The sequence below is a fragment of the Pseudonocardia sp. DSM 110487 genome (genome assembly GCF_019468565.1).
GTDB lineage: Bacteria > Actinomycetota > Actinomycetes > Mycobacteriales > Pseudonocardiaceae > Pseudonocardia.
Genome location: NZ_CP080521.1, coordinates 3,480,144 through 3,505,514 on the forward strand (window position 1 = coordinate 3,480,144; position 25,371 = coordinate 3,505,514).

A 25,371-nucleotide genomic window follows, 5' to 3' on the forward strand; every position below is an offset into this window, starting at 1 on the left:
TCGACCTCGGCCCAGTGCGGGATTACTTCGCCCGCGGCAGCACGCACGCGTCCTCCACGTCCTTTCGGGGACGGAGGGGCGGGAGCGTGGGGGAGCGCCGCCCGAACCGTCCGCTCGGACAGCGCCGCGCGCGCCGAACTGTTACATGGCGCGAAGCCGCCGCCGATCGCACGAACGGCACTCTCGTCCCATAGGTCGGGCGCAGGGATCTACGTGCGGATCTCCAAGGACCGGCCGGGGCCGGGCTCGGGGTGATTCGTCAGCGTCGTGACTGCGACGCGCTGGTCAGGTCGTTTTGGCTAGGGGTAGTCGGCGCGGGTGCGCTGGTGATGGTGTCAGGTGATCACCGGACGCCGAAGGCCGTTCTGCGGGCATACGATGCCATTCAGGTTGCTGATCTTGAGGAGCGTGGGATGGTCCTGGCGGCGACGGTCCAGGAGTTGCCTCACGCGCGCGGACCCCGCGGCGCCACACGATGGGCGTGGTCGCGAACATGATCCACACGGGCACCGTGCTGTCCCGTCGCCGGTTGTTTCTCGGGCTGGGTGCCGTGGCGGTGGTCGGGGCCGGAGCGACGTCCTGCGCAGCTGCCCGGCAGCAATGGACCCACAACCTGGGAGGCCGACTCCGGGGTCTCGCCGCGGGTGACGGCGTCGTTTTCGCCGCGGGGGCCGACGACAATAGGTCGGCGGCGGCGATCGACGTCCGGACCGGTGAGGCCCGGTGGACCTACGAGATGACATCGGCGGTGAACGGCCCCATCACCGTTGACGACCTCGTGATGGTCGACGACCGCTACGGCGTCCACGCCCTCGACGCCGCCACCGGCACCCGGCGTTGGATGGACGAGGAGGCGTGGTTGGTCGACGCGGGCGACGGGATTGTGCTGTGCGGCCACGAAACCCCCGACAACGGATACACGCTCACCGCCGTCGACGCGGCCAGCGGGGAAGCACGCTGGATCGTCCCGCTCGGCCCGAGCCCCGGCGACCCCGCGGCCATCGCGGGGAGCCGCGTGCACATCGGCTCCAGCGAAGTCCTGCACACCCTCGACGCGGCCACCGGCGCGACGGTGTGGGAGCAGCCGCTGCGCCACTCGACGGACCCGGTGGGGATCACCGTCGCCGGCGCGGTTGTATGTTGCGCCGAGGATTTCCGCCCCGGGGGCACCTCCTCTATCAGAGATTTGATCGAGTACGGCTCCATCTCGCAGGTCGGGTTCGACGCGGCCTCCGGCCGGCAACTGTGGCGCCGCGCAGATGAGGAATGGGCCACCGCGCATGCCAGCACCCTCTGCATCTCCGCTCGCTCCTACGAAGTGGTGGCGTGGGACGCGGCGACCGGCGCGACGCGCTGGACGGTCTACCCGCTCAACGACGCACCCGCCACGATCGGCGCCGCGCCCGTCGTGGCGGGCGATTCCTGCCTCCTCGCCTACTACCGGCTCTCCACGCAGCGCACCACGACGGACGGCGCCCCGGACATGCAGGTCGTCGTCCTCGCCCTCGCGGCCGACACCGGGGAATCACGCTGGTCCGCCGAGATCGATCTCGGCGCTTACCCCGAGACGCCCAAGCAGGATCCTCAGCTAGCTCTCACGGTCGTCGGCGACACCGTGGTGGTCGGCCACGACCGGGGAACAGTTGTGGGAATCGCCTGACGTTTGCTCGCCATGCGGCTCACGGCGATGCCCGCGCCGCCACGAGCGAAGAGCGTCCGCGCAGCTCTCAGGGTTGGTGCGGACCGCGGCGACACGGCGAACCGCCGCGGGACTGCTGAGCGCGGCGGGTTCGGCGTGGATGTCTCAGCCGTCGGTTTCCACGATCATGTGGCCGGTTCTCCACCGACGATGAGGGCGAACGGGCCCGCGCTCGTGCCTGTCGTCGCCGCGATCTTCTCGCTGGCCGTGCCCGGCCGGTAGATCGTCATCGTCGATGGCGGTCAACACCGGCTCCACGTCAAAGTGTTCCAACCTGCGATTTGACAGGTTCGGACGAGAGTGCCGTTCATCCAACGGCTACTGGTAGCTCACCGCCTCTGGCCGCACGACGATCACCACGCGGTGGGCGGCGTCTCCGGGCGGGCCGTCGAGCTCCAGGCCGTAGCGCTTCGCCAGTTCCGCGAAGAACGCCGCGCCCGGGTCGGGATCGATTCGCTCCACCGTGCCGCGCACCTCGAGGTAGCGGTACGGCTTGTCCGGGTCGTTCACCGACATCGCGATGCGCGGCTCGGCGGTGACGTTGCGGTACTTCTGGCGGGTCGTCGTGTTGGTGAACCGCAGGAACTCGCCGTCCCACGAGAACCACATCGGGTTGGCCTGCGGGGTGCCGTCCGGGCGGACGGTGGCGAGGTGCCCGAACAGCGGTCGGGTCAGCAGGTCCTCGTACTCGGCCGGGATCAACGCACGGCTCCTTCGCGGGTGTCACGTTCGACCCAGGTCATGTCGGGGTAGCGGTCGCCGGCGGGCTCCAGCGCGCCGAGCCGGGCGAGTTCGGCCGGTGTCAGCGTGACGTCGAGCGCGCCGGCGTTCTCCTCCAGGTAGCGCACGCGCTTGGTGCCCGGAATGGGGACGACGTCCTCGCCCTGCGCGAGCAGCCACGCCAGCGCGACCTGTCCCGGTGTGGCGTCGTGGGCCGCGGCGATCTCCCGGACGGCCCCGACCGTCTCCAGGTTGCGCTCGAGGTTCTCCCGCTGGAACCGCGGCAGGGTGCGGCGGAAGTCGTCGTCGGCGAACTCGGTGGGCAGGGCGCCGGTCAGCAGGCCCCTCCCGAGCGGGCTGTAGGGCACCAGGCCGATGCCGAGCTCCCGGCACGCCGGCAGGACGGCTCGCTCGATGTCGCGGCTGAACACCGACCACTCGGACTGCACGGCCGCGATCGGGTGGACGGCCGCGGCGCGCCGGATCGTCTCCGCGGAGCTCTCGGAGAGCCCGAGGTGACGCACCTTCCCTTCCGCGACGAGCTCGGCCATCGCGCCGACGGTGTCCTCGATCGGCACCTCGGGGTCGGGCCGGTGCAGGTAGTACAGGTCGATGTGGTCGACGCCGAGCCGGCGCAGGGACGCGTCGCAGGCCCGGTGCGCGTAGGCGGGGCTTCCGTCGACACCGCGCGGGTAGCCGTCCTCGCCGGTCAGGATGCCGAACTTGGTGGCGAGCGTGACCTCGTCCCGCCGGTCGGTGAGCACTGTGGCGAGCAGCTCCTCGTTGTCGCCGGCGCCGTACATGTCGGCGGTGTCGAGGAGGGTGACGCCGAGGTCGAGGGCCCGGTGCAGGGTTGCGATCGCCTCACCGCGGTCGGGCGTGCCGTACGCGAAGCTCATGCCCATGCAGCCGAGGCCGAGCGCGCTCACGGGGAGCGGTCCGAGGGCGCGGGTGGGTAGGGACACGGGTGTCTCCTGAGGTGAAGGGTGATGGGGCAGACGAGCGGTGGGCTACGGCTGCGCGTGCCCGCCGTAGGCGGCGATCTTGAACTCGATCGTGTCGAGCGCGAACGTGAGCTCCTGGATCTGCGTACGCACCGCGTCGCGGTGGGCGAGCATCATCCGCAGCCGTTCCGGCACGCTCGCCTCGCCCTCGGCGACGAGGGCGATGTAGCGCTGCAGATCGCGGATGGACATCCCGGTCATCCGCAGCCGGTTGAGGAACACCACGCGGGCGTAGTTGCGGGCGTCGTACACCCGGTACCCCGCGGTATCGCGGGCGACCGAAAGCAGCCCGATCCGCTCGTAGTACCGCAACGTGTGGGCGGAGACGCCGGTGCGCTCGGCCATCTCGGCGATGGTGAGAGTCGCGTCCGGGGCGGGTACCGCAGCGTCCTGCCGCTGGAGGCGGTCGAGGGCGGCGTCCACCGATGCGGTCATGGCGACGACGCTATGCCTTCGAGCGCGCTCTAACGCAAGCCTCTACCAGCCGACTGGGAGGTGGTGCACGCCATAGATGTTGGAGTCGGTGCGCATCGGCACCTCGGCCGGCTCGCAGTCGAGCCGCAGCGTCGGGAACCGGGTGAGCAGTGCGGGAAACGCCACCCGCATCTCGACGCGGGCCAGCTGCTGGCCGAGGCACTGGTGGATGCCGTGGCCGAGCGTCAGGTGGCCGGGCGCGCCGCGGCGCAGGTCGAGGACGTCCGCGTCGGAGTACCGGCGCGGGTCGCGGTTGCCGGCCCCCATCGCGAGCGTCACCGACTCGCCGGCCCGGATCACCTGGCCCTCCACCTCGACGTCCTCGAGCGCCACGCGAAGGCCGGTGTGCCCGACCGTCAGATAGCGCAGCAGCTCCTCGACGGCCGGCTCGACGACGTCGGGGTCCGACCGCAACACCGCGAGCTGGTCGGGATGGCAGAGCAGCGCGAACGTTCCGAGGGCGATCATGTTCGCCGTTGTGTCGAGGCCAGCTCCGAGCAGGAAGGCGCCGACGCCCGCGAGCTCGTCGTCGTTCAGGTCGGTCTCGGTCAGGCTGCTGAGGATGTCCTCGGCCGGGTGGGCGCGCTTGGCTCGTACCAGACCCAGCAGGTATTCGTGGAGCGCGCCCATGGCCGCGCCCATCGCCTCGAGCGTGCTGCTGTGGCTGGTCACCGTGAACACATGGCGCTGGAAGGTGTCGCGGTCCGCGTAGGGCACGCCGAGCAGCTCGCAGATGACGAGCGCGGGTATCGGTCTCGCGAACGCGGTCACGAGGTCTACCGGAGACCCGTCACGCTGCATCGCGTCGAGGTGCTCGGCGGCGATCTCCTCCACCCGTTCGGTGAGTGCCCGCATGCGGCGCACCGTGAAGTAGCCGACGAGCGGGCGGCGCAGGCGGGTGTGCTCCGGTGCGTCGATCCCCGTCAGATCACCGACGGCGGCCGGCGGTAGCTCGGGCGGCGCGCCCTCCATCGGCAGGTGCGCGAGTTCGTAGCGGGAGCTGAATCGGCGGTCGGCGAGCACGGCGCGGCAGGCGTCGTAGCCGGTGGCCAGCCAGCCGTCGTGGCCGTCTGGGTAGGTCATCCGCACCAGCGGGTGGCGCTCGCGGATCTCGGCCAGCTCAGGCGGCGGGTCGAACGGCCGGTCCGGGTGGCGGAGCGTCGGCAGGGTGGTGATGCGCGGGACGAGGGTGTCTGTCATGTCGATGCTCCGTTCAGATGCGGTTGTAGCGGCGGATCGCCCAGACGTAGCTGACCGTGGCGATGGCGGTGCTCCACGCGAGGGCCGCGACGGCGGCGCCGCCGACCGGCGTGCCCATGAGCAGGCCGCGCACGGTCTCGATGACCGGGGTGAACGGCTGGTACTCGGCGAACCAGCGCAGCACGGCCGGCATGGAGTCGGTCGGGACGAACCCGCTGCCGAGGAAGGGCAGCAGCATGAGTGGCATGGGGGTGTTGCTCGCGGTCTCGACGCTCGCCGCGCTCACGCCGAGCGCGACGCCGAGCCAGATCAGCGCGAAGGAGAAGGCGGCGATCACGCCGATGGCGGCCAACCATCCACCGACGCCCGCGACCGGGCGGAACCCGACGAGGACCGCGACGCCGGCCACCACGGCGACCGACAGCATCGTCTGGACCATGCTGCCCAGTACGTGCCCCGTCAGCACGGACGGCCGGAAGATCGCCATCGTGCGGAACCGGGCGATGATGCCCTCGGTCATGTCCATCGCCACCGAGACGGAGGTGCCGCTGACGGCGGTGCCCACGGTCATCAGCAGGATCCCTGGGGCGACGTAGGTGGCGTAGTCGCCGCGGTCGCCGCCGAGCCCGGCGCCCAGCGTGCCGCCGAGGACGTACACGAACAGCAGCAGGAAGATCACCGGCATCCCGACGAGCATCAGCGTCATCGAGGGGTAGCGCTGCAGGTGCCGCAGCTGGCGGCGCAGCATCGTCGAGCAGTCACGCAACGCGAGGGTCGCGGTCATCGGGAAGTCACCTCCGCGGCCGGTCGCCCGGTGAAGGCGAGGAACACGTCGTCGAGGTCGGGGGTGTGGACGGACAGCCGGTCGGCCTTGACGCTGAGACGGTCCAGCTGGTCGAGCAGGTCGCGGATCTCGTGGGCGGTGCCGCCGCTGGCCACCTGTAGGGCGAGGGCGGCGTCGTCGCGGACGGCACCGGCCAGCACCCGCGCGGCCGCGTCGTAGCCTGCGGCGTCGGGGAAGGTCAGCCGGACGTGCCCGCCGGGTACGAGGCTCTTGAGCTCGTCGGCCGTGCCGGAGGCGACGATCCGGCCGTGGTCGAGCACCGCGATCCGGTCGGCGAGCTGGTCGGCCTCCTCCAGGTACTGGGTGGTGAGCAGGACCGTGACGCCGGTGGCGGCCAGCTCGCGGATCATCTGCCAGAGCGCGCGGCGGCTGCGCGGGTCGAGCCCGGTGGTCGGCTCGTCGAGGAAGAGCACCCGCGGACGGCCGACGAGGCCCATCGCCAGGTCGAGACGCCTGCGCATGCCGCCGGAGTAGGTGGCAGCGGGCTTGCGGGCCGCCTCGACCAGGTCGAAGCGGTCGAGCAGGTCACGGGCCCGCTGCCGGCCGTCGGCCCGGGACAGGTGGTGCAGGTCGGCCATCAGGAGGAGGTTCTCCTCGCCGGTGAGCAGCCCGTCGACGGCGGAGAACTGGCCGGTCACGCCGATCGCCGCGCGAACCGCGTCGGGATCGCGGGCCGGGTCGTGGCCCGCGACGCGCGCGCTCCCGCCGTCAGCGGTGACCAGCGTCGCGAGGATGTTGACGATGGTGGTCTTGCCTGCGCCGTTCGGCCCGAGCAGGGCGAAGATCGAGCCGGCCGCGATGTCGAGGTCGAGGCCGTCGAGCACCACCGTCTGGCCGTACGCCTTGCGCAGGCCGCGCGCGCTGATCGCCGGTTGGCGGGACATGTCGGGTCTCCTCATCGGGTGGCTGGTGCCTCGGGGCGCCGGATGACGACGTCGCCGAGTGACGTGCGGGCGCGGACTGTGGCGATCTCGTCGGAACGGTCCGGGCCCTCGGCCTCGTCGAGGGCGTTGCGCACCACGCCGAGGCGCGACCGGACGTCGAGCCGCGCGGCCGTGCCGGGGCGGATACCGATCTCGATGCGGCCGTTCGCGGTTTCGAGGGACATGTCGCCGCGCACGATCTCGTCGACGCGGATCTCGCCGTTGGAGGTCGTGGCCTTGACGTCGGCCAGCGCGGTGCCGACGGAGATGTCGCCGTTGGCGGACCGGCAGGTCAGGCCGCCTCCCACCGTGCCGACCTCCGTGGCGCCGTTGAGGTTCTTGATCGTGGTGGTGCCGGCGATCTCGCCGATCCGCACGGCGCCCGCGGAGTTGATCTCGGCCGCTCCGCCGATCCGGCCCACGGTCACCCGGCCGTGGGTGGAGAGCGTTGCGGGTCCGGTCCGGTCGAAGGTGAGGTCGCCGACCGAGGTCGTGAAGCGGCAGGCTCCGAGCTCTCCGGAGGCGTGCACCTCGGCGATCGACGCCTCGCCGCGCACGTCGGAGCCGGCAGGCAGTTCGATCTCGACGTCGAGCGCGCCGCCCGTGCGGAACGGGCTGAGGCTGCGCCACGAGCGGTGGGCGCGGATCTCGAGGCGGCCGTCGGTGAACTCGGTGCGAATCCGCTCCGCCGCCTCGACGTCGTCCGAGTCGGACGGGTTGCGCGGCGCGATCGTGACGACGGTGTCGGCGCGGTCGCCCGCTCGCAGCCGGACGTCGGCGATGACGAGGTTGAGCGTGACGGTGATCGGTTCCGGGGTGGCGAAAGTGGGCATGGCAAAGCCCTCCCTTGTCAGGAGTGGTGGATGGAGAAGTGCGTGTTAGCGGACCCAGCCGGTCAGGCTCTGGCCCCCGCGTGAGGTGCGGCCGGTGGGCTGAGCGGCACCGCGATCGTCGGGCGTGAGCGCCGCCATGGCCGCGCGGACCAGCCACGCGTTCACCGACATGCGCTCGCGGCCCGCGGCCTCTTCGACGCGGGACTTGAGCGAGTCGGGCAGCCGCAGGTTGATCCGGGTCATGGCGCCGTCGTCGATTCCGGGGCCGCCGAGATCGGGCGGTGCGACGCCGCCGGCGCCACCCCCCATCGCGCCGGCGGCGTCGTGGTCGGTGGCGAGGGCGGTGTCGTCGGCAGGGGGCAGGGCGACGGCGAAGCCTGGTTCCCGCCCGCGCAACCGCATCTCGACGGACCCGGGCGCCAGCTCCCGGGTGATCTCGTCGGCCGCATCGGACAGGGCTTCCAGCAGCACGAGCCGGACGGCGGACTCCAGCGGAGCGGTGAGCCGTTCGGCGAGCGCCTGGGCGTCGTCGCCGCCTGCGGCAGCGGCGACCCCGAGCTCGTGGCGCAGCCGCTCCACATGCGGCGTCAGGTCCATGGGTGCCACAGTGGCACCATCATGGTGCCAAGTCAAGCGCGAGGTGGTGCCAAGTGTGGTGCCGGGGCAGACTGGGGCCGTGTTGATCGGGCTGCTCGGCGCCGTCGAGGCGATGCGGGACGGCGCTTCCGTCCCGCTCGGCGGGCTGCGCGTGCGCGGGCTGCTGGCCCGGCTCGCCCTCGATGCCGGGCACCCGGTCGCGCTGCCGACGCTCGTCGACGACCTGTGGGGGGATGCGCCGCCGGGCAGTGCAGCCAACGCGCTGCAAGCGCTGGTGTCCCGGCTGCGCCGCGCTGTCGGTGCCGACCTCGTCGCCACCGCGGCCGGTGGCTACCGCTTCGCGGTGCCGCCGGACGCGGTGGACGCGGCACGGTTCGGCGAGCTGGTCGCCGCCGGGACCGGGGCGGGCGACCCCCACGCCGGTCACGCGCTGCTCGGGCAGGCGCTCGGGCTCTGGCGCGGCCCGGCCCTCGCCGACGTGCGGGAGCTGCCGTTCGCGGAGCCCGCGGCACACCGCCTCGCCGAGCGGCGGGCCGTGGCGGTGGACGAACGAGCCCGGCTGGCACTGCTGATCGGCGAGCCGGCCGCGGAGATCGACGCGCTCACCGCCCAGCTCGACGCCACGCCGCTGCGCGAGACCACAGCCGCGGTGCTCGCCAGGGTCCTGCACGCCGCGAATCGTCAGGCCGATGCGCTCGCCGTGCTGGATCGGACCCGCAGGCGACTGGCCGAGGAGCTGGGGGTCGACCCGGGGGCGGAGCTCGAGGACGCCCGGCTCGCGGTGCTACGGGGTGCCTCGACCCCGGCACGCCGACCGGTGCGATCGCCGGTTCCGGCGCTGACCAGCTTCGTCGGACGCGAGCGCGACGTGGTGCGCGTCCGCGACCTGCTCGCCACCGTCCGGCTCGTCACGCTCATCGGCCCCGGCGGCGCGGGCAAGACGCGGCTGGCACGGGAGGCGGTCGCGAGCAGAGCCGCCGGAAGAGCCGACGAGTACCGGGTGGCCGAGCTCGCCGCGCTGACCGACGCCCACCAGCTCCCGGCCGCGGTGCTCGCCGCCGCAGGCGAACCGGAGCTCGTGGTCCGCTCCGCCGAGGCTCCCGAGCCGGACACCACCGCACGGCTCGTCGCTGCGCTGACCGGCCGCCGGATCGTGCTGGTGCTGGACAACTGCGAGCACCTCGTCGACGCGGTGGCCGCACTAGCCGAGTCGCTGCTGCACGCCTGCACCGGCCTTCGGGTGTTGGCCACCAGCCGGGAGCCGCTCGGCATCGTGGGCGAGGTGCTTCACCCCGTCGACGCGCTCACCACGACCGACGCGATGCGGCTGTTCGCCGACCGCGCCGCGGCCGTGTGCCCGGGGTTCGCCCTCACCCCGGACGTGGCGCCTGCTGTGGCCGAGATCTGCCGCAGGCTCGACGGCCAGCCGCTGCCGATCGAGCTGGCCGCGGCGAGGCTGCGCACGCTGTCGGCCGCTGAGATCGCCTCGCGCCTCGACGACCGGTTCCGGCTGCTCACGTCCGGTGCACGCACCGCACTTCCGCGGCACCAGACCCTGCGGGCCGTGGTCGACTGGAGCTGGGACCTGCTCAGCGAGCCGGAACGGGCGGTCGCCCGCAGGCTCGCGGCGTTCGCGGGCGGTGCCACCGCCGATGCGGCGGAGCGGGTCTGCGCCGGCCGTCCCGTGGCCGGGGACGTGTTCGGGTTGCTCGCGTCGCTGGTCGACAAGTCGATCGTGGTCGCCGTGCGGCAGCCCGACGGCGCGCCGACGCGCTACCGGATGCTGGAGACGATCCGCGAGTATGCGGGCGAGCGGCTCGACGAGGCGGGGGAGCGTGCCGTCGCCGAGGCGGCGCACCTCGCGGTGCTGTTCGAGCTCGTCGAGGCCGCCGAGCCGCACCTGCGCGGGGCCGACCAGCTGCCGTGGCTGACCCGGCTGCGGGCCGAGGCCGAGGAGCTCGACATCGCGCTGCGGCGCGTGGTCGCGGCGGCGGACGCGGCGAGCGGCCACCGGCTGGTGGCGGGGCTGGCATGGTCGTGGATCATCCGCGGCCTGTTCGAGGACCTGACGCGCTGGCTCGGTGCGCTGCTGCCGATGGATGGGCCAGCGCCGGCGTCGGTGCGCGCGCTCAACTGGGCCTACGAGGCGCTCCAGAGCGCCATCCGGGGCGATGGCAGCGGGGAACTGGACGCGGTCACGGCCGCGGTGGCGTCGGCCGACGAGCTGCCCCGGCCGCTGCACCCGACGCTCCAGCTGACGTGGCCGATCCACACGCTCTTCGTCGACTCGGACGACGGACCGATCCGGCGGCTTGCCGCCGAGGCGGAGGATCCGTGGGTACGCGGGTTCGCGTTCAACACGCTGGCCCTTGCCGCGGAGAACGACGGCGAGCTCGATGAGCAGCGGCAGCTGTTGCGCGCCGCCCATGAGGCGTTCCGGCTCATCGGCGACCGCTTCGGGCTGGGCATGGTGGTGCACTCCCTCGGCGAGCTGGAGGACATCGCGGGGGAGTACGAGGCAGCGGCGAGTGCCTACGACGAGTCGATCGCGCTCGCGGCGGATCTGGGCAACACCGACGACCTGCCGCTGTTCGAGAGCAACCGGGCGATGCTCGAGGCGCGCCGCGGCGACCTCGGGTCGGCCCGCGCCCGGATCCGCGATGCGCTGGATCTGCACGCGCCCCGGCTCGGCAACGACGGAGCGTTGCTCATCTCGCTCTCGCACATCGAGCGGATGGCGGGGGACCTGGACCGGGCCCGACACCACCTCGAAGCCGCTGCGGCGACCGACGGAACCGACCGTCCCCACCGGCGGACGAGCCTGTGCATCGCGAGCGCCGCCATCGAGGTGGCGGCGGGTGACCTCGCGGCCGCACGGGCGTGCGTCACGGAGGCCGTCGCGGCATCGGTGGAGACGCGGGACGGTCCGGTGATCGCGCGCGTCGCCGAGGTGGCTGCAACCCTCGCGCTGGCCGAGGGCGACCCCGCAGGCGCCTCCCGGCTGCTCGGGATCGCCGCAGCACAGCGCGGGGCCGTCGACCTCGGCAGCCCGGAGGTGCTGGCCTCGTACGACCACGTCCGCGCCGCGCTCGGCCGCGCAGCGGACGAGGAGGTGCGGCGCGGTCTCGAGATGGCGCGCGACGAGGGCCGCGCCGCCCTCGTCGCGTACGCCGGCGAGCAGGCGGCTCAGGTTCGGCGCTGGTAGAGCGCTACCGCGAGCGGCGCGAAGATCGCGATGAGCACGGCGGAGGCCAGCAGCGCCGCCGTCGCGTGCCCGGCCACCGGCCCTCCGGTGAACAGCCCGCGTACGGCGTCGGACAGCTTCGACACCGGGTTGAGCTCCACGAACCCGCGCAACCACGACGGCATCGTGGCGGCCGGGACGAACACGTTGCTGCCGAACGTGATGGGAAGCATGATCAGCGCGCTGAGGCCCTGCACGGAGCGCGGCTGGCGTACGACCATCGCCAGCGCGGTGAACACCCAGCACAGGCCGAACGCGAACACCGTCACCAGGCCGAGCCCGGCGAGCACCGCGAGCGGGTCGGTGCTGAACCGGAACCCGAGTAGCACGCCGAGCCCGAGCATGATCAGCCCGGACGTCAGGTACCGCACGAGGTCGGCCCCGATCGCGCCCAGCAGGGGTGCCGACCGCGCGATCGGGAGACTGCGGAACCGGTCGAAGATGCCCGTGCTCAGGTCGTCGGCGAGCGCCACCCCCGTGCCGGCCGATGCGAACACGAACGTCTGCACGAGCACGCCGGGCAGTGCGAACTGCAGGTACGTGCTGGGGTCGCCGGAGATCGCGCCGCCGAAGACGAAGACGAACAGCAGCAGGAAGATGACCGGCTGCAGCGTGACGTCCAGTAGCGCCTCCGGCGAGTGGATCGTCTTGACGATGCCGCGCCACGCGAGTGTGGCGCCGTGCCGCAGCGCCGACGGGACGCGGGGCGCCGCCGGTCCAGGGGGTGCGGCGGTGCGGGGTGCGGTGTCGGTCGTGGCGGTCACGCGGCCTCCTCGTCGGAGTCGGTCTCCGGGCTGTCCGCGCTCGCGGCGCGCCCGGTCAGGGTCAGGAAGACGTCGTCGAGGCTCGGCAGCCGCAGGCCGAGCTCGGCGACCGGGATCCAGGCCTCGTCGATCCGGGCGCCGAGCCGGTGCAGGACGGCGGTGCCGGCGCCGGGGACGACGAGCTCACCGGCGGGATCGACGATCGGTTCGATCCCGGGTGCCGCCTCGGCGACCAGCGCCGCGACGCGCGGCAGGTCCTCGCGGTGCAGCGGTCGCACGTGCAGCCGCTGCCCGCCGACCTCCGCCTTCAGCGTGGCCGGGGTACCGGCGGCGATCACCCGGCCGCGGTCGAGCACGACGAGGTCGTCGGCGAGCTGGTCGGCCTCCTCGAGGTACTGGGTGGTGAGCAGCACCGTGACGCCGTCGGCGACGAGCGCGCGCACGGCGTCCCACACCTCGCCGCGGTGGCGGGGGTCGAGCCCGGTGGTCGGCTCGTCGAGGAACAGCACCTCCGGCCGGCCGACGAGGCTCACCGCGAGGTCGAGCCTGCGCCGCATGCCGCCCGAGTAGGTGCGCACGCGCCGCCCGGCCGCTTCGGTGAGCCCGAACCGCTCGATCAGATCGGCCGCCCTCGCCCGCGCCTCGCGACGGGGGAGGTCGAGCAGCCGGGCGACGAGCACGAGGTTGTCGGTGCCGGTCAGCGTGTCGTCGACGGCGGCGTATTGCCCGGTGACGCCGATCAGCCTGCGTACGGTCGGGGCGTCCCGCACGACGTCGTGCCCGAGGATGCGGGCGTGCCCGCCGTCGGGGCGCAGCAGGGTGGTGAGCACGCGCACCGACGTGGTCTTGCCCGAGCCGTTCGGGCCGAGCAGGCCGAGCACGGTGCCGCGGCGGGCGGCGAAGTCGACGCCGGCGAGCGCCGTGGTCTCCTTGAAGTTCTTCACCAGGCTCTCGGCCTGGATGACGTGGTTCATGCCTGCGAGGCTGCTTGCCGGCGCTGACAGCGCGTTGATATTCCGCTGACAGCGCCGGCGCACTCACCGGAGGCGGTAGAAGCGGAAGAACATGTCGTCCACCGGCAGCACCTCGATGTCGGTGAAACCGGCGTCGCGCGCGTAGCGGCGCAGGATGTCCGGCCGCATCACCGTGCCGGTGCCGACGGAGCCGGGGTGCGCGAGCCCGTCCGGCAGGCAGCAGGTGATGCTCCAGCCGTACATGAGCTGCTCGACCTCGTCGCCGGGCGCGGTGAACGTCTCCGCCACCCGCTCGTCGACGACGAGCACGACTCCGTCGGATGCGGCGATCCGGCGCATCGTCGCGAGCACCGGGACGGGGTCGGACATGTCGTGGACGCACTCGAACGCGGCCACCAGGTCGAAGCGACCCTCTGCTGTGGCGGCGTCCGCGCAGTGGAACCGCACCCGGTCGGAGACCCCGGCCTCGACCGCGTTCTGCCGGGCTATGTCGATGGACGGACCGTCGACGTCGTAGCCGTCGACGGTCACGCCGGGATGAGCGAGCGCGATGCCGATCGACGACCAGCCGTACCCGCAGCCGACGTCGGCGATCCGCCCGCCGCGCTCCAGCACGGCGCGGATCTCGGGGACGGACGGCAGGTACTCGCGCGGCAGCGCGCCGAGGAACAGCGGCCGGTTGGCCGCCGCCTGGCCCTCGCGGGCGTCGGCGCCGAACTGCGCCCATGACACGCCGCCGCCCGACCGGTAGGCGCCGACGAGCGCGTCGAGGTGCTGCCCGAGGCCGCCCACCATCCGGGCCAGCGGCAGGACGTGGTTCGGGCTCAGCACGTCGGTGAGCACCTCGGCGTGCCCGGCCGGGAGCCGGAAACGCCGCTCGGCCGGTGCGGCGGCCGGGTCGTCGACCGTGAGCACCCCGGCCACGGCCTGGTGCTCCAGCCACTCGCGGGCGTAGCGCTCCGCGGTGCCGGTGCGCGCGGCGAGCTCCGGCGCGGTCATGGGCTCGGCGGCGAGGACGCGGTAGTAGCCGAGGCGGTCGCCCAGGTAGGCGGCCTGGACGAGCTGGGCGCCGAGCACGGCACCGAAGAGCCGCTCGCCGAACTCCTCCGCGGTCGCGGTGGGCGAAGTCTCGGTGGTGGTCATGACTGCTCCTCAACGGGTCGGGGGTGGAACCACAAGGCGAACCGGACGATCGGGACGAACCCGATGGCCTCGGCAAGGGGACGGCTGAAGTCGGAGAAGATCCCGGAGTGCCACAAGTCGGGCCGCGCCCGAAGCCGCGCCCTGGCATGCCGCGCCCAGTGGCCGCGGCCGCGCGCGGCCGGGAGGGTGGCGCCGAACGCCAGGCTCGCCAGCCCGTGCTCGACGAGGTGCGCGGACACCGACACCGGGTGGCCTGCGTCGTCGTGCGAGATCCGGAACGTCAGCCGGTCGTCGACGAGCAGTGCCGTGTCGAGCAGAGCCGGACCGCCGCGCTGCGCCGGCAGCGGGTAGGCCTCGACCGCGACGTCCTCCCACACCGCCAGCTCTGGCGCGGTGCGGACGACGTGCGGCTCGGGTGCGGGCGGCGGGACCGGCGCCATGTCGGCGGGTGGGCGCAGTAGGAGCGGCGGGTGGCCCATCAACGACCAGCCGCGCCCGCGCAGGTCGGGCGTCGGCCAGAGGCTCCACAGCATGAGGTTGCCGGTGCCACCGGCCAGGTACGGGTCGAGCTCGTCGAGCAGCGCGTCCCAGTCCCGCGGCGGGGCGAGCAGGACGACGGCGTTGAAGAAGCCGGTCTCGTGGCCATGGTCGGCCACGACGAACCGGTCGGTACGCGCGACGATCCCGCCCGCTGCCGCCGCGAACGCCACGTTCTGCTCGGCCCAGTGGTACACGAAGGTCCGGCAGAGCGAGTCGGCATGCGGCGTCGCGCGCTCCCAGCCGTCGGTGAGGTGCTCCACTGCGGGCGTACTGGTCATGACGGCGACGCTAGGAACGCCGCCTGTCGGACCGCTGTCACATGGCTTTCACGACGAGCACTGCTATCGCCGACGCCCGGCCGGCAGCACAATCGCGGCATGGGGGCCGCGAGCAGCGCAGATATCGCTCTCGGCGTGCTCGGACCGCTGCTCCTGCATAGCCCGGACGGCGACCGGATCCCGCTCACCAGCGGCCGGCAACGACGGCTGCTCGCGGCGCTCGCCCTGCACATGGGGGTGGAGGTCGGGTGCGGAGCCCTCGCCGAGCTCGTGTGGGGCGACGAGCGGCCTGCCGACCCGGACGCCGCCCTGCAGACCAACGTCGCGCGCCTGCGCAGGCTGCTGCCCGCCCCGGTCATGATCGAGACCGGGGCGCGGAGCTACCGGCTGGTGATCGCCGCGGGCGACCTCGACTCGCGCCGGTTCGCCGCGCACCTCACCCGCGCCGCGGAGGAGCCGGACCCCGTCGCACGGCTCGCCGAGCTGGACGCGGCGCTCGCCCTGTGGCGCGGCCGTCCGTTCGCCGATCTCGACGATCCGGCCGCCGAGCCCGAGGTCGCACGGCTCTCGGGACTTCGTGCCGCCGCCGTCGAGCAGCGGGCGGAGGCGCTGCTCGCCGCTGGCCGTGCGGGCGCCGCGGTCGCGGTGGCGGAAGCGCTGGTGGCGGCCGACCCCCTCCGGGAGGGCGCCGTGGCCGTCCTGATGCGCGCACTGGTCGCGACCGGCCGGCCCGCGGATTCGCTTCGGGCGTACGCAGGGCTGCGCCGGGAACTGGCCGAGCAGCTGGGCCTCGATCCGTCCCCTGAGCTGCGCGCCCTGCACGAGCGGGTGCTGCGCCGGGAACCGGCCGCGCCGGTGCCGGGCCCGCCGAGGCCGGCATCGCCGGCCGTCCCGGTCAGCTCGTTCGTCGGACGCGACGCCGACGTGGCCCGCGCCGCCGAGTTGCTGGACGCGCGCCGGATCGTCACCCTCCGCGGCCCAGGTGGGGTCGGCAAGACCCGGCTGGCCCGCCACGTAGCGGCCGCCGTCGCCGACCGGTATCCCGACGGCGCCCTCGTCGTGGAGCTCGGCGCGGTCCGTTCCGAGGCGGTGGTCGGCGCGGTGGGCGCCGCGCTGCGGCTGTCCGACCCCGGCTCGGGCCGCCTCCTCGACCGCATCGTGGAGGTGCTCGCCGTGCGCAGGCAGTTGCTCGTCATCGACAACTGCGAGCACGTCCTCGACGCCGTGGCCGCACTGGTCGAGGCCGTGGTGGTGGGCGCGCCGGGCGTGGACGTCCTTGCCACGAGCCGGGAGGCGCTGCGCGTGGACGGCGAGCAGCTGTTCGGAGTCGAGCCGCTGCCGCCGGCACCGGCCGCTGAGCTGCTGGCCGATCGGATCGCCGCTGCCGGCGGGGCGGCATCGGCCGACGCCGGGCTCGTCGAGCTGGTCTGCGCCCGGCTCGACGGGCTGCCGCTGGCGCTGGAGCTCGCCGCGGCCAGGGTGCCCGCGCTCGGCCTTGCCGGGCTGCTCGACGCGCTCGACGCGCCGCTCGACTCGCTCGGGCCCGGCCGCCGCACGGCAGCACAACGGCACAGGTCGCTGCGCGACGTCGTCGCATGGTCCTACGGCTTGCTGGACGACGAGCAGCGGGCGTTGTTCGTCAAGCTCGGAGTGTTCGCGGGAGCGGTGGAGCGGGATGCGGTCGTCGCGGTGTGTGGTGACGCTGCAGCGCTGCCCGAACTCGTGGAGCGGTCGCTCGTCGTCCGCCATGGCACGCGCTTCGGCATGTTCGACACGCTGCGGGCGTTCGGCCGCGAACGGCTGGCGTCCGACCCGGCGGCGGCGCAGCTGCGCGCCCGCCACGCCGCATGGGCACTCGGGCTCGCCGCTGACGCTGCGGCCGCGCGGTCGCGGGCCGACGAGCCGGCCGCCGTCCACCGTCTCACCGCGCACCTCGCGGACATCCGGCGGGCTCACGCGTGGCTGTGCACGCACGGCCCACTGGAAGATGTGTTGCGGCTCGGGGTCGTCTGCGCCGAGCTGGGCATCCAGCAGGCTCGGGGAGACCTCGTGCGGATGGCAGACGATGCTCTCCGTACGGCGGGCTGCGATCCCGACGCCGACGATCCGGCGGCCGACGAGCAGGTCGCGTTGCACCCGCTGCTGCCCCGGTTGCTCGGCCTGTCCGCCTCTCCGCGATGGCAGCGAGGCGACGTCGAGGGCGCCGAGCGACGCTGCCTGCGTGCACTCGCTCTCGCGGAGCGGCTGGGCGACCCTCTGCTCGCCCGTGAGGCGTACGAGGGACTCGGCAACACCGCGATGTTCCGCGGCGAGTTGGAGCCCGCGGCGGAGCATTGCCGCCGCGCCGCGGACCTGTCCCGGGCGGCCGGCGATGACACGACGCTGATGATGGCGCTGACCGACCTGGTCATCATCACGGCATATGCAGGTCAGGACCCGCTCGCCGCCGCCTACGAGACGGAGACCACCGCGCTCGCGGAGCGGATGGGTTCCTCGGTCGCCCGCGGGTGGGCGGCCTACGCGGCGGGGGAGCGGCGCGCGGAGATCGGGGACCCGGATGCCGCACCCTTCCTGGAGCGCGCCGTCGTGCTCGCCGAGGAGGTCGACGCGGCGTTCCTCGCCGGGGTCGCGCGGCACACCCTGCTCACCACGGCCGCGCGGGTGGGCGATCCCGCAGAAGCCCTCGCCCGGTTCGGGCCGCTGCTCGACATCTGGCTCGGCATGGGGTCGTGGACCCAGCTGTGGATCGCCGTGCGGGCGATCGCGGAGGCGCTGTCCCGGCTCGGTCACCATCGTGACGCCGCCGTTCTGCTGGGCGCCATGCGGGCGAGCCCGCGCGCCACGACCGCGTACGGTGCCGACTCGACACGCGTGCGCACCGTCGTGGACGCCGCTGCCGCCGCACTCGGACCCGAGTTCGAGCGTCTCGTCGCCCATGGAGCCGCACTCGGCGACACCGGCGCACTCGCGCTCGCCCGGTCTTTGGCAGGCGGCCGGGTCTGAGCGCGGCACCGGAGGACGCACCTGGTACCCTCCGGAATGCGACCACCCTGTCGCGCGTTGTGGTGCGCGTCAGGGCGACAAAGCGGAGCCCCGCTCCCACCCGCCACCCCCAGGGTGTCCGGGTCCGGTCCGCCGGCGAGCCGTACGGTTCGTCGGCCCGACCAACGGGTCTTCGCTCCGTCGCACCCCACGACGTCGATACGAGGAGACCCCATCAGCACAGAGACGCGCATCAACGACCGCATCCGCGTTCCCGAGGTCCGCCTGGTCGGGCCGAACGGGGAGCAGGTCGGCATCGTGCGCATCGAGGACGCCCTGCGGCTCGCGCAGGAGGCCGAGCTCGACCTCGTCGAGGTCGCGGCCCAGGCCCGCCCGCCGGTCTGCAAGCTCATGGACTACGGGAAGTTCAAGTACGAGAGCGCGCAGAAGGCCAGGGAGTCCCGCCGCAACCAGCAGCTCACCACGATCAAGGAGCAGAAGCTCCGGCCGAAGATCGACAAGCACGACTACGAGACGAAGCGCGGGCACGTACGGCGCTTCCTCGAAGGCGGCAACAAGGTCAAGGTCACGATCATGTTCCGCGGCCGCGAGCAGTCCCGGCCCGAGCTCGGGTTCCGGCTGCTGCAGCGGTTGGCTGAGGACATCGCCGACCTCGGTACGGTCGAGGCCGCGCCCAAGCAGGACGGGCGGAACATGACGATGGTGATCGCTCCGAACAAGAAGCCGGCAGCTCGCCCGCGTGCCACGGCCCCCGCAGGGCCGGCGGACGCGCCGGAGAGCTGACGGCTCCACGGAACGCCCGGTACGACAAGCTCGACGTCCCTGCCCCAGTGGGCGTCAACGGTGAACGGAACTGTCATGCCCAAGAACAAGACGCACAGCGGGATCGCCAAGCGGGTCAAGATCACCGGCCGGGGCAAGCTGCTGCGCCAGCAGACCGGCCTGCGGCACCGCCTCGAGGTCAAGTCGAGCAAGGAGACACGCGACCTGTCCGGCGTCGTGCCGGTGAACAAGGCCGACGTCAAGCGCGTCAAGAAGATGCTCGGCCGCTGACGGACGCGATCTCCCCTCCCGCCTGACCGGTGCGCGGCCAACCCGCCACCGGCCCGACATTAAGGAACACCCTCATGGCACGCGTGAAGCGCGCGGTCAACGCTCAGAAGAAGCGTCGCACCACCCTCGAGCTGGCCAGCGGCTACCGCGGGCAGCGGTCGCGCCTGTACCGCAAGGCGAAGGAGCAGATGCTCCACTCGCTCAACTACGCCTACCGCGACCGGCGCGCCAAGAAGGGTGACTTCCGGCAGCTGTGGATCACCCGCATCAACGCAGCGGCCCGCGCCAACGGCATGACCTACAACCGCTTCATCCAGGGCCTCAAGGTCGCGGGTGTCGAGGTCGACCGCAAGAACCTGTCGGAGATCGCCATCAGCGACCCGGCCGCCTTCACCGCGCTCGTCGAGCTCGCCCGCGCCAACGTGCCCGCCCAGAACGGGAGCGCCGCCTGAGCGCTCGCGCCGCCCAGGCCGAACCGCCCGGCACCGAACGCACCCCGCGCGTCGTCGCAGCCCGCAAGCTGCTCCGGCGCGCGGCGCGTGATCGGGCCGGGCGGTTCCTCGTGGAGGGGGCGCAGGCGGTCCGGGAGGCCGTCCGGTACGGCCACGTGCGCGAGCTGTTCGTCACGGACGCGGCCGCCGACCGGCACCCCGACCTGGTGGAAGCGGCCGCTGGCGCGGGCGCGCGGATCAGCCCGGTCACCGAGCGCGCCGCGGCCGCACTGTCGGACACCATCACCCCGCAGGGTCTGGTGGCCGTCTGCGACCTGCTCGACGTCCCCGTCGCGGAGGCGCTCGGTGAGCGCCCGTCGCTCGTGGCGGTGTGCGCCGGCATCACGGACCCGGGCAACGCCGGCACCGTGATCCGGGTGGCCGACGCCGCGGGCGCCGACGCCGTGCTGCTGGCGGGTGACACCGTCGACCCGCACAACGGCAAGGCGGTCCGCGCCTCCACCGGCAGCGTCTTCCACCTGCCGCTCGCACGCGACCGCGACGCCGCGGCCGTGCTGGACGCCTGCTCCGCCGCCGGCCTCACCCTGCTCGCCGCCGACGCCGCGGGCGAGCTGGACCTGCACGAACCCGCCGCCCGGCCGGTGCTCGCCGGGCCGGTGGCCTGGGTGTTCGGCGGGGAGGCGCACGGCGTGCCCGCCGACCTCGCGGCGCGCGCCGACCACCGCGTCCGCATCCCCATCCACGGCCGCGCGGAGAGCCTGAACCTGGCCACCGCCGCCGCCGTCTGCCTCTACGCGAGTGCTGCCGCACGTCGCGGATAGGATCGTTGCACCATGAGTGAGAGCACGGACCTCGACGTCCCCAGCGGTGTCACCAGCCTGCTGGACCCCGACGCGCTGAAGGCTGCAGTCGCGGCCGCCGAGCGGGCGTTCGCCGAGGCGTCCGACCTCGCCGAGCTCGCCGCCGTGCGCCCGGCGCACCTGGGCGATCGCGCCCCGATCCTGCTGGCCCGCCGTGAGCTCGGCTCTCTGCCCGGGCCGGAGCGCGCCGAGGCCGGCAAGCGCGTCAATGCCGCACGGCAGCAGGCGCAGGAGGCGTTCGACGCCCGCCGCGTCGTGCTCGTCGAGGAGCGCGACGCGCGCGTGCTCGCCGAGGAGGCCGTCGACGTCACGCTGCCGTGGGACCGGGTCCCACGCGGCGCCCGCCACCCGATCACGCAGATCGCCGAGCGCATCGCCGACGTGTTCGTCGCGATGGGCTGGGAGGTGGCCGAGGGGCCAGAGGTCGAGTCGTCATGGCTCAACTTCGACGCGCTGAACTTCGGCAAGGACCACCCGGCGCGCACCATGCAGGACACGTTCTACCTGGGTGAGTCCGAGAACTCCGATACGGTGCTGCGCACCCACACGTCGCCGGTGCAGGTCCGCGCGCTGCTGGAGCGGGAGCTGCCCGTGTACGTCGTGTGCCCCGGGCGCACGTTCCGCACCGACGCGCTGGATGCCACCCACACCCCGGTCTTCCACCAGGTCGAGGGCCTCGCGGTGGACCGCGGGATCACGATGGCGCACCTCAAGGGCACGCTCGACGCATTTGCCCGCGCCATGTTCGGCGCGGAGTCGCGCACCCGGCTGCGGCCGTCGTTCTTCCCGTTCACCGAGCCGTCCGCCGAGGTCGACGTCTGGTTCCCGGAGAAGAAGGGTGGAGCCGGCTGGGTCGAGTGGGGCGGCTGCGGCATGGTCAACCCCAACGTCCTGCGCGCCTGCGGCATCGACCCGGATGTGCACTCCGGGTTCGCGTTCGGCATGGGGTTGGAGCGCACGCTCCAGTTCCGCAACGGCATCCCCGACATGCGTGACATGGTCGAGGGCGACGTGCGGTTCAGCCGCGCGTTCGGCGTCTGAGTCTGCCCCGGAGGGCGAAGAGTGCGTGTTCCGCTGTCCTGGCTCGCCGAGCACCTCGGTGAGCTCCCGCCTGCCGACGACACCGCCGAGGCGTTCGTGCGCGTCGGGCTCGAGATCGAGGACGTCCACGAGCCACCGGAGCTGACCGGCCCGATCGTGGTCGGGCGGGTGCTGGAGTTCGAGGTCCTCGAGGGGCTCAAGAAGCCCATCCGCTGGTGCCAGGTCGACGTCGGCGAGAAAGTGCGCGGCATCATCTGCGGCGCGGCCAACTTCGCGGCGGGCGACCTCGTCGTCATCGCGCTGCCGGGGGCCGTGCTGCCCGGGCCGTTCCCGATCTCATCGCGCAAGACCTACGGCCACGTCTCCGACGGCATGATCGCCTCCGCCCGCGAGCTCGGCCTCGGCTCCGACCACGCCGGCATCATGGTGCTGCCTCCCGGCACCGCAGAGCCAGGCGACGACGCGCTGCCCCTGCTCGGGCGCGACGACGCGGTGCTCGAGCTGGCCATCACCCCCGACCGCGGCTACTGCTTCTCGGTGCGAGGGCTCGCCCGCGAGCTGGCCGGCTCCCTCGACATCGACTTCAGCGACCCGGCCGGCCGGGTCGCCGTGCCCGCCGCCGAGGGCGACGCCTGGCCCGTTGAGCTCCCCGACCCGGGCTGCGCGCGGTTCGTCGCCCGCCGCGTCGACGGCGTCGACCCCGCCGCGCCGTCGCCGTGGTGGATGCAGCGCAGGCTCCTCGCGGCCGGGATGCGGCCCATCTCGCTGATCGTCGACGTCACCAACTACGTGATGCTCGAGCTCGGGCAGCCCCTGCACGCCTACGACGCCGCCCGGCTGTCCGGTCCGATCGTCGTGCGCCGCGCGCAGGCGGGGGAGAAGCTCGTCACCCTCGACGACGTCGAGCGCACGCTCGAGCCCGATGACCTGCTCATCACCGACGACTCGGGGGCAATCGGGCTCGCGGGCGTGATGGGCGGCGCGTCCACGGAGATCGCCGGGCCTGGCGAGGACGGGCGCATCGATGTCCTCATCGAGGCCGCCCACTTCGAGCAGGCCGTGATCGCGCGCGCCGCCCGGCGGCACAAGCTGCCGTCGGAGGCGTCGAAGCGGTTCGAGCGGGTGGTCGACCCCGAGCTGCCTCCCGTGGCCGCCGAGCGGGCCGCGCAGCTGCTCGTCGAGCACGGCGGCGGCACGCTCGCCGCGGGCCGCACCGATGCGGGCGCCGCACCGCAGCAGACGCCCGTGCGGATGCCGATCGACCTGCCCGATCAGGTCGCAGGCAGTACGTACGCGCCGGGGGCAACCGTGCGCCGGCTCACCCAGATCGGATGCGCCGTCGACCTGCTGACCGGCGACGACGGCCGCGCGCGCGTCGTCGCGCGCCCGCCGTCATGGCGGCCCGACCTCGTGCAGCCCGCCGACCTGGTGGAGGAGGTGCTGCGCCTCGAGGGCTACGACACGATCCCGTCGGTGCTGCCCCCCGCCCCTGCCGGCCGCGGGCACACACCGGGCCAGGAGCGGCGCCGGGCCGTGTCACGGGCCCTCGCTGAGGCCGGGTACGTCGAGGTGGAGCCCTTCCCGTTCGTCGGGCCCTCCGCGTGGGACGCGTTCGGGCTGCCCGCCGACGACGTGCGCCGCCGCACCGTCCACGTCCTCAACCCGCTCGATGCCGAGCGCGCCGAGCTCGCCACCACCCTGCTGCCGGGGCTACTCGAGACGCTGGTGCGCAACCGCTCCCGCGGCGCAACCGACCTCGCGCTGTTCCACGTCGGGCAGGTCGTGCTGCCGCACGCCGAGCCGAAGCCGATGCCCGACCCGGACGTCACCGGCCGACCGTCCGACGCCGAGCTGGCCCAGATCGAGGCTGCCCTGCCGGCGCAGCCGCTGCACGTCGCCGCGGTGCTCGCGGGTGAGCGCGAGCAGCGCGGCTGGTGGGGGCCGGGACGGGCGTCCGGGTGGGCCGACGCCGTGCAGGCGGCGCGGCTGGTCGGCCAGGCGGCGGGCGTCGAGCTGCGGGTCACCGCGGCCGCGCTGCCACCGTTCCACCCCGGCCGGTGCGCCGCCCTGCGCGTCGGCGACTGGATCGTCGGGCACGCGGGCGAGCTGCACCCGAAGGTCGTGGAGGCGCTCGGGCTGCCGGCGCGAACCTGCGCCATGGAGCTGGACCTCGACGCGATCCCGCTGACCGACCGCAGGCCGACGCCGAAGGTGTCGCCCTACCCGCCGATCGCGGTCGACGTCGCGCTCGTGGCCGATGCCACCGTGCCCGCGGCCGACATCGCCGACACACTGCACGACGGTGGCGGCAACCTCCTCGAGGACGTCCGCCTCTTCGACGTCTACACCGGCGAGCAGGTCGGCGCCGGACGCCGGTCGCTGGCGTTCACGCTCCGGTTCAGGGCCCCCGACCGCACTCTCACCAGCGAGGAGGCCAACGAGGCCCGGGACGCGGCGATCGCACTCGCCGAGCAGCGGCACGCGGCGGTGTTGCGCGGCTGAGCGCCGCTCGTGCGCCGCCGGTGGCTCCGCGCCCTCTTCAAGCCGCGAGGCCGTAGGGCCTCCGGTGGCGCCGCGCAGTGTGCGGGGTCGCCCCTCACGACTCAAGGGCGCCTGCGGCGTCGCTTCGCGATCGCTGTATCTACCCACCCCCGCCGGCTCCGCAGGCTCCGCCGGCTTACCGTCCCCCGGTGCGACCCTTGACTCGCGAGCCTCTGCGACCCCTGGGGCAGACGTAGCGGGCAGGCCAAGGGCCTGCCCCTGGGCGCGCGGCGCCACCGGAGGCGGTCCTGGCGGGCATGATCGAGGCTTCGGCGCGGAAACGGGCGAAAACGACCCGGGAATGCGCCGAACTGCTGATCAAGTCGCCATTCCGGGGACAATGCGGCGATCAAGGCGAAATGGTCGCTAGATGATCTCTGATCGCGACCATCAGCCCTTGATCGTTGCGCTGACCTGCCAGTATCGGGTGCAGGTGGTCGTGGTCACCGCACTGGTGCACCGGCACTAGCCGGGCAGGCGCGAGAGCGCGGCCTCTGCGGCGGTCCGCCACTCCTCGTCCGAGGGGACGGTGCCCGACACCAGGATCGTGACGAGGTACCGCTCGCCCGCGAGCTGCAGGGTGGGCCCCGCCGCGGTGCCGATCACGGCAGCCCCGGCGCCGACCCCCGGCAGCTCGCGCCGTCCCGCCACGTCCTCGGCGCGGACGTAGTCGGCGGGAGTGCCCGTGCGCACCCCGTACACGTTGACCAGCGCGACCGGTTCGGCCCCGGCCGCAACGACGCAGCCGGCGCTGCGCGAACCGTCGCCGCGGTCGACCGTGCCCTGTTCCGGCGGCTGCACCGGCAGGTCGACGAGCTCGCCGAACTCCGCCGCGGTCAGCAGGCACTCGTCGGCCAGCACGTCGGCGTCGAGCCCGTCGATGCGCGGCCCCGCCGGCGCGGCCGACCCCGCGACGACAGTGGTGCATCCCGCGCCGACGAGCGGCAGCACGAGCGCCATCACCACTCCGCACACCCGCGCCCGCCACACGCAGCGACGGTAACCAGCCACCCCCGGGCTCCGGGCCCGTTCCGCGCAATTTCACCCCTGGCCACGCCCGCGAGTCGCGGTCTGGGTGCACGCGAGTCGCGGTCTCGGTGTGGGCAGGTCGGGGCGGAAGCCGGGCGTAGTGATTCTTCCGAGGTCGACGTCAGCGCCCTCGGGAGGGCGCCGAATCACGTCTC

Annotated in this window: 22 protein-coding genes; 9 read left to right on the forward strand and 13 right to left on the reverse strand. The window is 73.4% G+C overall.

The window, feature by feature from the left end:
- Window positions 1–493 precede the first annotated feature (493 nt).
- The gene (locus K1T35_RS16245) at window positions 494–1,660 is read left to right on the forward strand and encodes a PQQ-binding-like beta-propeller repeat protein (RefSeq protein WP_220260981.1); all 1,167 of its coding nucleotides are present in this window, start codon (window positions 494–496) and stop codon (window positions 1,658–1,660) included.
- A 357-nt stretch (window positions 1,661–2,017) separates the two neighbouring features.
- Here the strand turns inward: K1T35_RS16245 and K1T35_RS16250 are convergent, their stop codons facing one another.
- From K1T35_RS16250 to K1T35_RS16285, 8 genes are read right to left on the reverse strand one after another with little or no spacing between them, the layout of a single operon-like run.
- On the reverse strand, window positions 2,018–2,401 hold the full coding sequence (locus tag K1T35_RS16250) for a PPOX class F420-dependent oxidoreductase (RefSeq protein WP_220260982.1): 384 nt from the start codon (window positions 2,399–2,401) through the stop codon (window positions 2,018–2,020).
- Complete coding sequence (locus K1T35_RS16255) at window positions 2,398–3,384, reverse strand: aldo/keto reductase (protein WP_255621969.1); 987 nt, start codon at window positions 3,382–3,384, stop codon at window positions 2,398–2,400. Before K1T35_RS16255 ends, K1T35_RS16250 begins: the two co-directional genes overlap by 4 nt.
- 45 nt (window positions 3,385–3,429) lie before the next feature.
- Complete coding sequence (locus tag K1T35_RS16260; RefSeq protein WP_220260983.1) at window positions 3,430–3,858, reverse strand: MerR family transcriptional regulator; 429 nt, start codon at window positions 3,856–3,858, stop codon at window positions 3,430–3,432.
- Window positions 3,859–3,900: 42 nt separating this feature from the next.
- On the reverse strand, window positions 3,901–5,097 hold the full coding sequence (locus K1T35_RS16265; RefSeq protein ID WP_220260984.1) for a cytochrome P450: 1,197 nt from the start codon (window positions 5,095–5,097) through the stop codon (window positions 3,901–3,903).
- 13 nt (window positions 5,098–5,110) lie between these two features.
- The gene (locus tag K1T35_RS16270) at window positions 5,111–5,881 is read right to left on the reverse strand and encodes an ABC transporter permease (RefSeq protein ID WP_220260985.1); all 771 of its coding nucleotides are present in this window, start codon (window positions 5,879–5,881) and stop codon (window positions 5,111–5,113) included.
- Entirely contained in the window at window positions 5,878–6,825 is a 948-nt protein-coding gene (locus K1T35_RS16275; protein ID WP_220260986.1) for an ATP-binding cassette domain-containing protein, read from the reverse strand. Before K1T35_RS16275 ends, K1T35_RS16270 begins: the two co-directional genes overlap by 4 nt.
- Window positions 6,826–6,836: 11 nt before the next feature.
- Entirely contained in the window at window positions 6,837–7,697 is an 861-nt protein-coding gene (locus tag K1T35_RS16280) for a DUF4097 family beta strand repeat-containing protein (RefSeq protein WP_220260987.1), read from the reverse strand.
- Window positions 7,698–7,742: 45 nt separating this feature from the next.
- Window positions 7,743–8,294, reverse strand: coding sequence for a hypothetical protein (locus K1T35_RS16285; protein ID WP_220260988.1), 552 nt, complete (start codon window positions 8,292–8,294; stop codon window positions 7,743–7,745).
- Between the two features lie 79 nt (window positions 8,295–8,373).
- Between K1T35_RS16285 and K1T35_RS16290 the strand changes: the two genes are divergently transcribed.
- Window positions 8,374–11,499, forward strand: coding sequence for a BTAD domain-containing putative transcriptional regulator (locus tag K1T35_RS16290; RefSeq protein ID WP_220260989.1), 3,126 nt, complete (start codon window positions 8,374–8,376; stop codon window positions 11,497–11,499).
- Here K1T35_RS16290 and K1T35_RS16295 read toward each other — a convergent pair.
- The 4 genes from K1T35_RS16295 to K1T35_RS16310 form a co-directional block, all read right to left on the reverse strand.
- Window positions 11,481–12,302, reverse strand: coding sequence for an ABC transporter permease (locus K1T35_RS16295; protein WP_220260990.1), 822 nt, complete (start codon window positions 12,300–12,302; stop codon window positions 11,481–11,483). The genes K1T35_RS16290 and K1T35_RS16295 overlap by 19 nt on opposite strands.
- Window positions 12,299–13,276, reverse strand: a complete 978-nt coding sequence (locus K1T35_RS16300) for an ATP-binding cassette domain-containing protein (protein WP_220260991.1) — start codon at window positions 13,274–13,276, stop codon at window positions 12,299–12,301. The genes K1T35_RS16295 and K1T35_RS16300 overlap by 4 nt, the downstream gene beginning before the upstream one ends.
- Before the next feature lie 63 nt (window positions 13,277–13,339).
- Window positions 13,340–14,419, reverse strand: coding sequence for a bifunctional 2-polyprenyl-6-hydroxyphenol methylase/3-demethylubiquinol 3-O-methyltransferase UbiG (locus K1T35_RS16305; protein WP_220260992.1), 1,080 nt, complete (start codon window positions 14,417–14,419; stop codon window positions 13,340–13,342).
- The gene (locus K1T35_RS16310) at window positions 14,416–15,237 is read right to left on the reverse strand and encodes a hypothetical protein (protein WP_220260993.1); all 822 of its coding nucleotides are present in this window, start codon (window positions 15,235–15,237) and stop codon (window positions 14,416–14,418) included. Before K1T35_RS16310 ends, K1T35_RS16305 begins: the two co-directional genes overlap by 4 nt.
- A 99-nt stretch (window positions 15,238–15,336) precedes the next feature.
- Between K1T35_RS16310 and K1T35_RS16315 the strand changes: the two genes are divergently transcribed.
- From K1T35_RS16315 to pheT, 7 genes are all read left to right on the forward strand, one after another.
- A complete protein-coding gene (locus K1T35_RS16315) occupies window positions 15,337–18,240 on the forward strand; it encodes a BTAD domain-containing putative transcriptional regulator (protein WP_220260994.1) in 2,904 nt (967 codons plus the stop codon).
- Window positions 18,241–18,438: 198 nt separating this feature from the next.
- Window positions 18,439–19,023, forward strand: coding sequence for a translation initiation factor IF-3 (gene infC, locus K1T35_RS16320; RefSeq protein WP_255622600.1), 585 nt, complete (start codon window positions 18,439–18,441; stop codon window positions 19,021–19,023).
- Window positions 19,024–19,098: 75 nt separating this feature from the next.
- Window positions 19,099–19,293 carry a 50S ribosomal protein L35 gene (rpmI, locus tag K1T35_RS16325; protein ID WP_220260996.1) on the forward strand — a complete coding sequence of 65 codons (195 nt, stop codon included), beginning with the start codon at window positions 19,099–19,101 and terminating at the stop codon, window positions 19,291–19,293.
- A 74-nt stretch (window positions 19,294–19,367) separates the two neighbouring features.
- The gene (gene rplT / locus K1T35_RS16330; RefSeq protein WP_220260997.1) at window positions 19,368–19,745 is read left to right on the forward strand and encodes a 50S ribosomal protein L20; all 378 of its coding nucleotides are present in this window, start codon (window positions 19,368–19,370) and stop codon (window positions 19,743–19,745) included.
- Complete coding sequence (locus K1T35_RS16335) at window positions 19,742–20,566, forward strand: RNA methyltransferase (RefSeq protein WP_220262646.1); 825 nt, start codon at window positions 19,742–19,744, stop codon at window positions 20,564–20,566. The genes rplT and K1T35_RS16335 overlap by 4 nt, the downstream gene beginning before the upstream one ends.
- A gap of 12 nt (window positions 20,567–20,578) precedes the next feature.
- Window positions 20,579–21,646 carry a phenylalanine--tRNA ligase subunit alpha gene (pheS, locus tag K1T35_RS16340; RefSeq protein WP_220260998.1) on the forward strand — a complete coding sequence of 356 codons (1,068 nt, stop codon included), beginning with the start codon at window positions 20,579–20,581 and terminating at the stop codon, window positions 21,644–21,646.
- 21 nt (window positions 21,647–21,667) lie between these two features.
- Window positions 21,668–24,148: a phenylalanine--tRNA ligase subunit beta gene (gene pheT / locus K1T35_RS16345; protein ID WP_220260999.1), complete on the forward strand. Its 2,481-nt coding sequence runs from the start codon at window positions 21,668–21,670 to the stop codon at window positions 24,146–24,148.
- A gap of 504 nt (window positions 24,149–24,652) precedes the next feature.
- Here the strand turns inward: pheT and K1T35_RS16350 are convergent.
- Window positions 24,653–25,177, reverse strand: coding sequence for a hypothetical protein (locus K1T35_RS16350; protein ID WP_220261000.1), 525 nt, complete (start codon window positions 25,175–25,177; stop codon window positions 24,653–24,655).
- Window positions 25,178–25,371: the final 194 nt, after the last annotated feature.

Bases quoted from the DNA above. Each gene is read 5' to 3' on its own strand.
- K1T35_RS16245 (WP_220260981.1), top strand. From the start codon at position 494: ATGATCCACACGGGCACCGTGCTGTCCCGTCGCCGGTTGTTTCTCGGG.
- K1T35_RS16260 (WP_220260983.1), bottom strand. From the start codon at position 3,858: ATGACCGCATCGGTGGACGCCGCCCTCGACCGCCTCCAGCGGCAGGAC.
- K1T35_RS16265 (WP_220260984.1), bottom strand. From the start codon at position 5,097: ATGACAGACACCCTCGTCCCGCGCATCACCACCCTGCCGACGCTCCGC.
- K1T35_RS16270 (WP_220260985.1), bottom strand. From the start codon at position 5,881: ATGACCGCGACCCTCGCGTTGCGTGACTGCTCGACGATGCTGCGCCGC.
- K1T35_RS16275 (WP_220260986.1), bottom strand. From the start codon at position 6,825: ATGTCCCGCCAACCGGCGATCAGCGCGCGCGGCCTGCGCAAGGCGTAC.
- K1T35_RS16280 (WP_220260987.1), bottom strand. From the start codon at position 7,697: ATGCCCACTTTCGCCACCCCGGAACCGATCACCGTCACGCTCAACCTC.
- K1T35_RS16285 (WP_220260988.1), bottom strand. From the start codon at position 8,294: ATGGACCTGACGCCGCATGTGGAGCGGCTGCGCCACGAGCTCGGGGTC.
- K1T35_RS16300 (WP_220260991.1), bottom strand. From the start codon at position 13,276: ATGAACCACGTCATCCAGGCCGAGAGCCTGGTGAAGAACTTCAAGGAG.
- K1T35_RS16305 (WP_220260992.1), bottom strand. From the start codon at position 14,419: ATGACCACCACCGAGACTTCGCCCACCGCGACCGCGGAGGAGTTCGGC.
- K1T35_RS16310 (WP_220260993.1), bottom strand. From the start codon at position 15,237: ATGACCAGTACGCCCGCAGTGGAGCACCTCACCGACGGCTGGGAGCGC.
- K1T35_RS16315 (WP_220260994.1), top strand. From the start codon at position 15,337: ATGGGGGCCGCGAGCAGCGCAGATATCGCTCTCGGCGTGCTCGGACCG.
- rpmI (WP_220260996.1), top strand. From the start codon at position 19,099: ATGCCCAAGAACAAGACGCACAGCGGGATCGCCAAGCGGGTCAAGATC.
- rplT (WP_220260997.1), top strand. From the start codon at position 19,368: ATGGCACGCGTGAAGCGCGCGGTCAACGCTCAGAAGAAGCGTCGCACC.
- pheS (WP_220260998.1), top strand. From the start codon at position 20,579: ATGAGTGAGAGCACGGACCTCGACGTCCCCAGCGGTGTCACCAGCCTG.